Origin of the sequence: Affinundibacterium seohonense, from assembly GCF_014284305.1 — a bacterium.
GTDB lineage: Bacteria > Pseudomonadota > Gammaproteobacteria > Burkholderiales > Burkholderiaceae_D > Undibacterium > Undibacterium seohonense.
The window spans coordinates 125,477-136,638 of record NZ_JACOFW010000011.1; the positions used below are offsets into that span (position 1 = coordinate 125,477).

The 11,162-nt window shown below is 50.1% G+C and carries 7 protein-coding genes; 6 read left to right on the plus strand and 1 reads right to left on the minus strand.

The annotated features are described in order from the left end of the window. Positions 1-242 precede the first annotated feature (242 nt). The 6 genes from H8K52_RS11520 to H8K52_RS11545 are packed head-to-tail and all read left to right on the plus strand — an operon-like array spanning position 243 to position 7,547. Positions 243-863: a DUF4159 domain-containing protein gene (locus H8K52_RS11520; protein WP_186923047.1), complete on the plus strand. Its 621-nt coding sequence runs from the start codon at positions 243-245 to the stop codon at positions 861-863. A gap of 1 nt (position 864) precedes the next feature. Next, entirely contained in the window at positions 865-1,857 is a 993-nt protein-coding gene (locus H8K52_RS11525; protein ID WP_186923048.1) for an AAA family ATPase, read from the plus strand. A gap of 12 nt (positions 1,858-1,869) precedes the next feature. After that, complete coding sequence (locus tag H8K52_RS11530; protein WP_186923049.1) at positions 1,870-2,754, plus strand: DUF58 domain-containing protein; 885 nt, start codon at positions 1,870-1,872, stop codon at positions 2,752-2,754. After that, entirely contained in the window at positions 2,751-3,833 is a 1,083-nt protein-coding gene (locus H8K52_RS11535; protein WP_222613762.1) for a BatA domain-containing protein, read from the plus strand. Before H8K52_RS11530 ends, H8K52_RS11535 begins: the two co-directional genes overlap by 4 nt. Beyond that, on the plus strand, positions 3,817-5,883 hold the full coding sequence (locus tag H8K52_RS11540) for a DUF4175 family protein (protein ID WP_186923051.1): 2,067 nt from the start codon (positions 3,817-3,819) through the stop codon (positions 5,881-5,883). The genes H8K52_RS11535 and H8K52_RS11540 overlap by 17 nt, the downstream gene beginning before the upstream one ends. Further along, a complete protein-coding gene (locus H8K52_RS11545; RefSeq protein ID WP_186923052.1) occupies positions 5,880-7,547 on the plus strand; it encodes a hypothetical protein in 1,668 nt (555 codons plus the stop codon). The genes H8K52_RS11540 and H8K52_RS11545 overlap by 4 nt, the downstream gene beginning before the upstream one ends. Positions 7,548-7,617: 70 nt before the next feature. On the opposite strand, the gene H8K52_RS11550 is transcribed toward H8K52_RS11545, so the two are convergent. Further along, positions 7,618-10,665, minus strand: a complete 3,048-nt coding sequence (locus H8K52_RS11550; RefSeq protein ID WP_186923053.1) for a PKD domain-containing protein — start codon at positions 10,663-10,665, stop codon at positions 7,618-7,620. Positions 10,666-11,162: the final 497 nt, after the last annotated feature.

The following is an 11,162-nucleotide window of genomic DNA, read 5'->3' on the forward strand; positions in this document are numbered from 1 at the left end:
CTGTTCTTGTGCACTACGCCCTTGGTCAGATCACCTTGTATTGAACCCAGATTTTCCATTAGGCGCGCTTGCAGCGCTATTTGTGTGCTAAGGGCGCATTTTCGGTTAATTTTGCTACTCTTCGTTGTCAATAGCTCGCTATTGACGCCTCATTCGTAACAAAATTACCTCGAAAAGTGCATCCCTTATCAACACAAATCCTAATGGAAATTCTGGGTTGAAGCTTATTGCGTCTATCAGTTATGTCGAATTTTGATTTCTATTTCACCCGTTTAATCTACGACTCAGGCGACTGGGACGTCGATATTCGCATGCCGAGTAATGTCCTCAACTCATTGGTGGAATACACCACCTTACGTGTCGATACAGTGGAGCGCGTCGTCGCCTTGTCCGATCCAAAGATGCTGACTGCCCCGTTCTGCTATCTGGCCGGACATAAGCTGGTGCAATTGAGTCCGATAGAACGCAAGCATCTGGAGCGCTATATTAAAGGTGGTGGGTTCTTATTTGTGGATGATTGCAATCACGATATTGATGGCTTGTTTGCGAAATCGTTTGAGGCCGAGATCGCAACGATTTTTGGCCCTAAAGCCTTAAAGAAAATTTCAAACAAACATCCGCTTTACTCTAGTTTTTTTCACTTTGATGGCCCGCCCAATACCAGCGTTGAACTCAATGGCTGGGGCGATGATCTGGTGCATGATTATTTGAAAGCAATTGAAGTGCAAGGCCGGATTCGTCTGCTTTACAGCAATAAAGATTATGGCTGTGAGTGGGATTACGATTTTCGAAATAAACGGTTTTTAGCGGTCGACAATACGCGCTTTGCCGTCAATATTATTCAATATGCTTTAGGAGCGTAGTATGCAAGTCAGTTGGAACGAAACCGAAATTGCTGAGCTTAGCGACAAAATCACGGCGCTACGTAATAGTATGTCGCAAGTGATTATTGGGCAGCGTGACGTGATTGATTCGCTACTTATTTGTCTGTTGGCAGGCGGTCACGCCTTGGTGGAAGGCGTTCCGGGCTTGGGCAAAACTTTGTTAGTCAAGTCATTAGCTCAAGCGACTGATCTGGAGTTTCGTCGGGTGCAGTTCACGCCCGACTTGATGCCATCGGATATCGTTGGTACCGAAATTTTGGAAGAAGATAGCAGCACCCATCAGCGGGTTTTCCGGTTCCAGCAGGGACCGATTTTTACCCAAGTGTTGCTGGCCGATGAGATCAACCGCGCTCCACCAAAAACCCAATCTGCTTTGCTAGAGGCAATGCAAGAACGCTGCGTCACTTTTGCTGGACATACACATCGTTTACCCAAACCATTTTTTGTATTGGCAACGCAAAATCCAATTGAACAAGCCGGTACTTATCCATTGCCAGAAGCGCAGTTAGATCGCTTCTTATTGCGCATCGATGTGGTCTACCCTAGCGAAGAGGAAGAGATTTTGATGGTGTCTCGTACCACGCAAAGTCGTACGGATGAAGCCACTGCCGCGATGGATGTAGAAAGTTTGCTGCGGATACAGCAGTTGGTGCGCGACATTGAAATTGGTGAGCACTTGCTGCGCTATGCAACACGTTTGATCCGTGCAACCCGCCCACAAGTGACGACGGTGGCTGCGGTCAAACAGCATGTCGGCTGGGGTGCCGGTCCACGTGCTGGACAGGCGTTGGTGTTGGCATCGAAAGCGCGTGCGCTGATGCATGGCCGATTGGCAGTCACTCGCGATGATATCGCGGCGATGTTATTACCCGTGTTGGCACATCGAGTCATTCGTAATTTTGAGGCGGAAGCAGACGGTATCGATATTGCTGAAATTTTAGACGCCTTGCGCAAAGACATCGCCATCGATTAGAACATCTGTCTCATGATCGACACCAATTATTTGTTGGCACATAGCCAGGATCTCGACCTCATCATTCGTCACGTGTTGGCAGGATTGGGGCATGGTTTGCATGCTGGTCGCGAGCGTGGCGCTGGTGTCGAATTTTCTGAGTATCGGGCATATGCGCCGGGTGATGAATGGCGGCGCGTTGATTGGAAATTACTCGCGCGTAATGATCGTTATTATGTACGCGAAGCAGAACGGGATAGTCATGTGGCCATCTGGTTGTGGCTCGATGCCAGTGCTTCTATGGGAGAAACTAGCCATGTGTATCCTGATGTCAGTAAATTAGTTTATGCGCGCGCCGTACTCGCCTGTATTGCCGCTGTCGCGCAGCGTCAAGGTGATGCTTTTGGCTTGATCGTGGCGAATCAAGGACGCTTGCAAATTACGCCCATATTACGCGGACCGCGACAACTACATCGCGTCATGGCACATCTGAATAGAACCAAGGCTGAAGCCCATTTGCCCGATGCCGTTTCAATGCAAGCCCAGTTGCAATTTGTGCGTGCGCCTAGTTTGTTATTTGCCGTCAGTGATTTTTTGGATTGGCCATCGGCGAGCGGCGAGAGTTTATTGCGCTTACGTAAAATGCGCCACGATGTGCGTGCATTAAGCTTGCACACGCAGGCAGAACGCACAGCCGATTTCCCCTTGCAATCAACTTATTGTGACCCTGAACAGCCAACGCAGACCGCTGCCTTCACGGCAGAAAATAAGCACCACTATCAACAAGCCTATGAGTCACATTACCAGCAAATACGCAGTGAAATGAAGCGTGCCGATATTCCCTATCTGGCAGCAAATATCGAACAAGATATTGCGAAAGTGGTGCGCAGTTGGCTACGTCTGGCGGGACGCAGATGAGTATGCTGAGCCTGTCGCCGCTGTGGTGGCTATTATTGCCGCTAGTAGGATTACCGATTTGGTGGCATCGTCAACGTCGTCAAACCCAGCAAATGCAAACCCTGGCGACGACAAAATTTCTGCCAGCGGCGCCACCACAGTTATTGCGAGTGTGGCGTTGGCGTGATCTGCTATTGTTGCTCTTGCGTTGTGTGATGTTGCTGACCATGTTGGCCATGCTCGCTGGTGTGGTTGCGAGTTGGCGTGGTGATACCGTGTTGATTAGCCCAGAGTTGGATCCGCAATGGGTCCAACAAACTTTGCAAGAGACTGGCTTTACAAAGGCCAAGCAGATGACATTTTGCGCTGCTAATACCTGCGATGTCGATACCGATAATGTGCTGTTTTGGCTAGAGCAGCAGCAAGCACAGTGGCATCAAGACGCACGTTGGTTAGTGTTGGCACCCACCGGATATGTGCGCATGAACGGACAAAAACCAGATGTGCGGCATACGCTAACAGTGCGTGTTGCACCACCTTCGGCCAAGCCAGTGATGCCGCGATCGACCATTCATGTGGCAGTCAATAGCGCGCGCATGGAACAATGGCGTCGCCTGTTTTCAGCATTTGAAGAGGCTGGTGTTGGCGCTTATACCTTTGCCTTAAACGATAAGCTCGATGCCCGCACAGCCATCGCGGTTTGGGATCAGATCTCTCCCATGACATCGGATTGGAGCGCGCCTTTAATATGGCAGACGATAGCTACCAAGCCCGCGCAGACTGGCACAAATGCTCCAGCGAATTCATCTTTGCAAGCCTTGCACATTGGCCTTAGGCTACATAAGGACGGGCAATTGTGGACCGTCGATCAAAGTCATGATTGGCCATTGCAAAACGTTCAAGATGCAAAAAAATTGTATGAAGCCTGGCGTTCACGTTATGTCGCCACGACGCCGTTGCAATCGCAAGAGGTGAAGACGAATCCAACGGCACCGCTGTCTTTAAAGGCGCTTGATGCTGTTTCATCGACGTATTGCCTGTACGTGTTACTGATATTGTTTCTGCTAGAACGGAGCTTGGCCCATGTCCGTCGTTCTTGATCAGCTACCGAGTCAATTGTATTGGCAAATATTGCGTCGTCGCAGTATGGTTTATGTCGCCTTTGTGGCACCGTGGATCATATTGGCATCGCCCATCGGCATCGCCGTAGCGTCTGCTTTGCTAGTCGTGGAGGCTTTGTTTTTGTGGCGACAGACTAAACGACACTATGTGACATGGCTGGATGCGCAATTTCCCGAGTTAGAAGATAGTACTAGGCTGCTGTCAGAGCCCGATAAACAGACTGCTCTAGCCTCGTTGCAAAGAGCACGTTTAGCGACGCGCCTTAGTCACTTGATTACGCCGACAAGTCTTCGACAACTAGCCAGTACGGTATTAGCTTGGCAACGTGTTTATCTTGCTCTTAGTTGGGCGCTTGCTGCACTGGTATTTGCTTTCCAACCTGCCGTCACTGTACCAGCCAAGATAGCGATGCCCTTGCCTGCTCCACAGCATGGCCTAAGCGCATTACAAATGCATGTCAGTCCACCAGCTTATACGCAGATTGCCGCCTTTCAAAGCGAAGCCAAGGCCATGCAAGTGCCTGAACATAGTCAAATTCGTTGGTGCATATTGCAGCCACTGCAGCCACAAGAGTTGCAAACCCAGTCGCAAGCGCAATCTATACGCCTTAGCAATGGACAAGAGCTCAATTTTGTTCAAACAGGATCACAAGTGTGCGCTGAATGGCAAGCGAGCGAAACCGTGTTTTGGACCTGGAGTGCGGATGTCAAACAAGAGCGCTTCACTGTCACGGTACAGTTGGATCAAGAACCGGAGATTAGCTTGAAAGAACCACTCGAACTCCTGCAAGTTTTGGCCACCAATGCCAACAGCGTTGCTATGCAAGTGCAAGTGCGCGATGACTATCAGGTGACGAACGCGAGCTTGCATTTAACACTGGCACGCGGCAGTGGGGAGAATATACGTTTCAGTGACAAGGAAGTGCCTTTGCCGCAAGGTGCGGATAAACGCCGCCGCGATTGGCAAAAGCGTTGGAGTTTGAGTGAATTGGGTATGGAGCCGGGCGATGAATTGTATTTCTTTGTTCGCGCTACCGATAATGCCGCCAACAATCCGCACGTGGTTCGTTCGCCCACCTACACCATACGTCTGCCAGCGCCAGATGCAGTGGAGGATGAATTGTCGGTGCTTCCCGTTTTGGCAAAGCCGGAATCTCTGCGTAGTCAGCGTCAGATTATTATCGATACCGAACAACTGGTGGCAGACATCGCTGCTAATCCCAAGCTCTCACCATCGCTAATTCGCAATCGTAGCGAAGTGATCGCCAACGATCAGGCCGCCTTACGACGCCGTTATGGACGTTTTTTGGGAGAAGAGTCTAGCCTCTTTGGCGACGAGCATGCCGATGACGATCACGCGAATGAAAAACCCGGCACTGATTGGGCAGCCCAATATGGACACGCGCATGATCAGGAGGAGAATGCGACCTTGTTCGATGAAGCAACCAAAAAGATATTGCGACGCGCCTTGGTCGCCATGTGGGATGCCGAAAAATCGCTGCGGGCAATCACCCCAAAAGCGGCATTACCTGCGGAGAACAAAGCCTTAGAGGCAATTAAGCAATTGCAACAGGCCGATCGAATTTACCTGCACAAAGCCGCCTTCACGCCACCCGCGATCAAGGAAGAAAAACGCTTGAGTGGTGATGTTTTGGAAGTACGTAGTCAGCTCAGAAACCAAGCAGAGTGGGAAGATCCAGTGACCACGTCGCTCAAAGAATTATTGCAAGCTTTGGGCACTGGCGCGGCGCTACCCGCCTTATGGATGCCAGAGGCGCGTGCTTTTATTGCCCAACAACTGCCAGTCGATAGTCAACGCTTACAGGCACAAGCAGCGGTGCAAGACGTTGCCGACGGTTGTCAGCCTTGTCGCGCCGTCTTGGCGGCCTGGTTGCGCCAAGGGATACAAGCCGACACGATGCGCCTACAAGCACGACCCGTATTTACGCCCAAGAAGCCAAGCCAGTTTGAACAGCGTTGGGAATCCAGCCGACCGACCAACTTACCAAGCAAGAGAGAGGCACAGTGATGACCATAGCTCCGGTATCGACGCTGACCATCTTGCTTTTGCTGCTGTTGTTAATCACGGCTGTGGGTTCCGCGTATTTATACTGGCGAAAAGCACGCAAACTCGATGCTATATTGGTCTTGTGTGCAGCTTTACCCCTTTTTGTGATGCTGCTACAAGTGCGTATCGAGCAAGTTGCGGTCACTAGCCGCTTGCTTGATAGTCGTCAGCCCTTGCCTTCCATGAGTGATTTGCGCTTGGACTTGCAAGCATCGAATGAATTGGTGCTGCAAGGCGATGGCTTGTTTGCCAGTCAGTGGCAAGACTTGCCTGCTAAAAAATTGCTGTGGCAACGCGATACCATGCCGGCAGGTGAGATCTTGCATTTACAGTTTCCGCAGCAACTGGCCTATGGACGCTTGTTTCAATTGCGCGTTGATCGACCTCAAAACAAAGGTAGCTGGCGAGTGCAATTGCTAGCCGCAAACCAACAAATTCTTGCCGAACAAAAGAGCACAGAAACCTCTGTGACCTTGAGTTGGCTGCCTCCTGTTGCTGAGCGTTTGGTGTTGCAAGCGAGAGTTTTAGATCAGGCCGATCGCGTGATCGATCAAGGACCGATTCCTTTGGAGATCGTGCAAATACCGCCTTTGCAAGTACAGGGCCGATTTGCCGCTGCCTCATTTGATCTGCAGGCACTCAATACCTTATTGGTGCAAAGTGACGCGGTATTGGCGTGGCAAACACAATTGGGTAAGGGGATCAACCGTAAAGAAAATGCCCGTCAAACGATGGACAAACCCGCGCTGTACGTACAAGACGCTGCCTATTTTGAACAGTTGCCTGTGGCCGCTCGGAGCCAGTTACTTGAGCAGATTGGATCCGGCGCGACCTTACTCATACTCGGTGCCAATGCACAACAGCCAGCGATTTGGTCATCGGCCTTGGGTCTACGTTTGCGTAAGGCTGAAGCGACTGAACTAGCCACTTCACAAGGTCTGACCTTGACCTCGACGGACTGGACGCCGATGCCTGTGACCGATACTGCTTGGCGTAGTGTGCAGGAACAAGCCAGCGGACGTAGTGTGATGGCGCAACGTGACTGGCAACAAGGAAAGATCGTATGGTTGGCCGTCAGTAATTGGCATCAGGCGATGATTAGTGAGCCACAGAAAGTGAAGCAGTGGTGGCAGACGATCTTGGACGCGAGTGGAGTCAACAGTGCACAGGAATGGCAGCTTGAACTTGATAACTTGGGACAGACAATCTCCCTAGTGGGACAACGGACAGGCTTGTGTGGGCGAGGTCTCGAATATCGCATGATGACGCTGACGTCAGAAAATGAAACAAGGCCTGTCCACCTGCAGATGCAACCAGTCGGCTATCGTGCCGAAGCGCATTGTGTCGCCTGGTGGCCAGTGAGTGCTGGCTGGCATCGCTGGCAAACAAGCGAAGATAAGCTGGGAGCAAAAGACAAGGTACAGGCGCAAGGCTCGTTATATGTGTTTGCGAATAAGGATTGGCCAACTTGGCAGCGGTACCTCAAACAAGTCGCAACCGAACAATATGCACATCGTCTACCTGAGTCAGTCGAAAAACGTCGTTCACATGTCGTGATTTGGCCTCTTGTTTTACTGAGTATGTTCGCCTTTTTGTGTTTGTGGTGGCGTGAGCAGCGAACATAGGTACTTAAACAAAAACGGCGTTCAGATAAATACTGAACGCCGTTCTTTTACTGACGCCTAACTGACTGCATTATGGCTTGGAATAAGTCATAGTGTATGCACCGACACCAGCATAATTCACGACGCGATAACGGTAATAGCCAGCAGTACCGTTGTAATTGATGGACTCGGTTGACGTCCCACTTTCGCTCACACCAACTTGAGCCCAAGTACTTCCGTTCCATTTATCTAGGTAGATATCAAAGTCAGTACCAGCAGGTCCAGTTAAGCAAACCTTGTGGACGCCTGAGACTGTGGATTGATAGTAGCTACCGCCTGGTTGAATCTGACTTTGACCTGTGGCTCCTGTGAAATTGCCTTGGATCGCCGTACCGGAGCATGCACCTGCCGTAACCGTCACAGATTTGTTGATGCTGTTGGTGGCACCGTTGTTATCGGTCGCTGTCAATGTCACTGTATAAGTACCCGCCGTAGTATAAGTTTTGGTCGGGTTTTGTACAGTGCTAGTGGTCGAATCGCCAAAATTCCAGCTACGTGAAGCAATCGTGCCGTCGGCATCCGTGCTGCTGTCGGTAAAGTTTACCGTCAATCCTGCAACACTCGAGCTGAAATTCGCTACTGGCGCCTGATTACCCGCGGTGACCGTCACTGCTTTAGTAATGGTATTGGTGGCGTCACGGTCATCAGTGACGGTCAAAGACACATTATAGGTACCAGCCGCAGCATACGTTTTGCTAGGATTTTGGACGTTGCTGGTGCTGTTGTCGCCAAAATTCCAAGAGTAGGACACGATGGAGCCATCAGAGTCGGTACTAGAACTAGTAAACGCGACATTCAACAAATTCGCTGTCGAGCTGAAACCAGCCACTGGCGGCACATTGTTAGAACCAGACAAATTCACTTTCCAGGCACCACGCGCATAGGTTGCCGCCACCATGGTGTGAGGACTACCGCTAATTTCCAGATCCTGCACAATTACACCTAGCGGTAAGCCAGTATTGAATGGCACGAAATTATCACCTCCATCATTACTTTCGTAAGCACCAATATCGGTACCGACGAAAATACGTTGCGTATTGAGTGGATCAATCGCGACAGTATGGGCTGGCACAGCTGGTAAGCCGTTACCGACTGCACTCCAAGTATTCCCGCCACTGGTCGAGCGATACAAATGCGTACCAGTGAAATTCGAACGTGTCGCAAACACCCGTAAGTTATTGTTCGGATCGATGGCGATATCGGAGATACGACCTGCGGCGATATTGCCTGTGACATTCGTCAACGTTGCATTGGCGACGCCAGCATTGCTACTGTAAAAGACCTTACCTGCTTCGGTACCAACATACAGAACATAGCTAGAGCCAGATTGTTTTGGAGTCAGCACCGACGCCGCGCCACCTAATGCGCCAGTGAGCTTAGACCAGCTAAAACTACCCGCTGAAGTCGTGCCTACGTAGACGGCGTCAGAAGCGGTCCAAACCTTGCTACCAGCAGTCGCCAGTGGCGTGACCCATGGAAAGTTGTTGGAAGAGGTGATCCCACTGGTGCTTAGACTATTGAAGCTATTCGCACCACCACCGGTGGTAGAACGCACAACCGAAGGAAAGCCGCCATTCGGATAGCTAGTCTGTAACACTACGTTAGGATTGGAGGGATCGATGGCATTCATAAAGCCATCCCCACTGGCATAAGTTAAACCCCATACCGTGGTCGTCGTGCGACCGGAGGAGGAATTATCTTGCGCACCGCCAAACATTTTGTCGCCGTTTGAGAAATCAACAGCGATGTCATAGAACTGCGTGACATTCAAGTTGGCGTTCATATTGATGTAATTGGTGCCGCCATCATCACTGCGCCAGATACCCCCGTCACTACCGACCCAGAAGCGGTTCGGATTATTTTTCGACCAGACCAATACATGCGTATCTTGGTGTACTTTTTGACCGGTTCCCCAGTTGGCTGTCAGATAGCTTAAGGTCGAGCCACCATTGGTAGAAACGGCAAAGCGGATACTACCAATTAGGATTTTGTTTGGATCCGTAGCGTTAACTGCCAATGCTTGATTGTAAGTACATTGACCTTCGCAAGCAGCGGTGTTAACGGAAGTCCAGCTGGTTCCGCCATTGGTGGTTTTAAATAATTTGCTGCCATTGAGGGCGTACAAAATGGAAGAATTGCTTGGTGCCATGGCAATGCGCATGCGACCCGCTGCTGCCGTAATGCCAGTGCTGGCGTTGACCCATGTTGCACCACCATCGGTCGACTTGTACACGCCTGTCCCTTGCACAGATGCATAGGCGGTGTTGGTACCGGGAGCAAAAACGATATCTTCAACTTTACCGGACAGCACCTTGGTCCAGCTCGTACCATCATTGGCGCTTCGATACACGCCACCATTTGCCAATTGGCCAGAGGCATCGCAGGCGCCATAGCCACCCGCTAACACCTGACTGCTATTGGTAGAAGAGATCGCCACACTGTTGACAATACTCAATGGCATATTAGTGCTGCCACTGCCATTTTTGTTGGTCCAGGTTTGCCCGCCGTCGCTACTTAAGGAAACACCTTGCCCTAAGTAAGCACCTAAACAACCTTGATTCTTATCACCGGTCCCGACCCAGACACGATTGGCATTATTCGGATCGATCGTGATCGCCCCGATAGGCAAGGTACCGACTTGATCAAAGATCGGTGTCCAGCTGGTACCGCCATTCGTAGTTTTCCAAACACCGCCCGCGGCAGCACCGAAATACACAATATTGTCATCGGTAGGGTGAGGCGTAATCGCATTGTTTCGACCAGAAACTTTACCAAACGACCAGCCGGTCATATTCATCGCCGATGGTCCCATTTCTGTCCAGGTTTCTCCCGCTGCGGTGGCGATGGCACTGCGTTCTGCTGATCGCAGTTTGAGCAAGCCGACCGCGCGTTCGCGCATGCTGCGCGCATTCGGCTCTTTTGATAGGCCGCGAATATCCGCCGCCCACTTTTGGCGCTGTTCGATGCGCCAGCCTTCATTTTTTTTATCATCTGCTGCATAGGCAAGCATCGAGCTGCTGCCAGTAAGTGCGATCAGCGTAGCGATGATTACTTGCTGTCGATTTTTTATGTTTTTCATATAGTCCCCTAATTATTAATTTATGTATTGCTGTTAAGTAATTCCCCATTTTCAATTTAAAACACCACCAAAAAATAAATGGCCACCGATTCTAGCAGCCACGATTGCTCAAAAATAAGGCAAATTGCAAACGTGAGGCGCTCATCCTGCAAGCAAAATAAATAGGGGGATTTCCTTAATTATGAAAATTAAAATTTTGTAGTGCTGGGTAAAAGTTGTGACTGCATCGGCAATTTTTAAGAAAATACAAATTTAATTTGTATCAATTCGTCCTGTGTATGTTGTGTTTACGTTGCATAAAAATGCAGACAAAGTCGTCAGATCTATCTCAAGGAAACAGCGGGTTTGAAGTGACTCTGTGATATCCGTGTGTAACCATCCCGTAAAATCAAGCCATGCATAACTAGAGTTCTTGAGGCAAACTTATGTGCCAAAGGAGAACAGAAATGCGTAAAAGCAGATTTACAGAAACACAGATCATAGGAATATTGAAGGCA

Coding starts and splice junctions, on each gene's coding strand:
- H8K52_RS11520 (WP_186923047.1), top strand. CDS start 243: ATGTCGAATTTTGATTTCTATTTCACCCGTTTAATCTACGACTCAGGC.
- H8K52_RS11525 (WP_186923048.1), top strand. CDS start 865: ATGCAAGTCAGTTGGAACGAAACCGAAATTGCTGAGCTTAGCGACAAA.
- H8K52_RS11530 (WP_186923049.1), top strand. CDS start 1,870: ATGATCGACACCAATTATTTGTTGGCACATAGCCAGGATCTCGACCTC.
- H8K52_RS11535 (WP_222613762.1), top strand. CDS start 2,751: ATGAGTATGCTGAGCCTGTCGCCGCTGTGGTGGCTATTATTGCCGCTA.
- H8K52_RS11540 (WP_186923051.1), top strand. CDS start 3,817: ATGTCCGTCGTTCTTGATCAGCTACCGAGTCAATTGTATTGGCAAATA.
- H8K52_RS11550 (WP_186923053.1), bottom strand. CDS start 10,665: ATGAAAAACATAAAAAATCGACAGCAAGTAATCATCGCTACGCTGATC.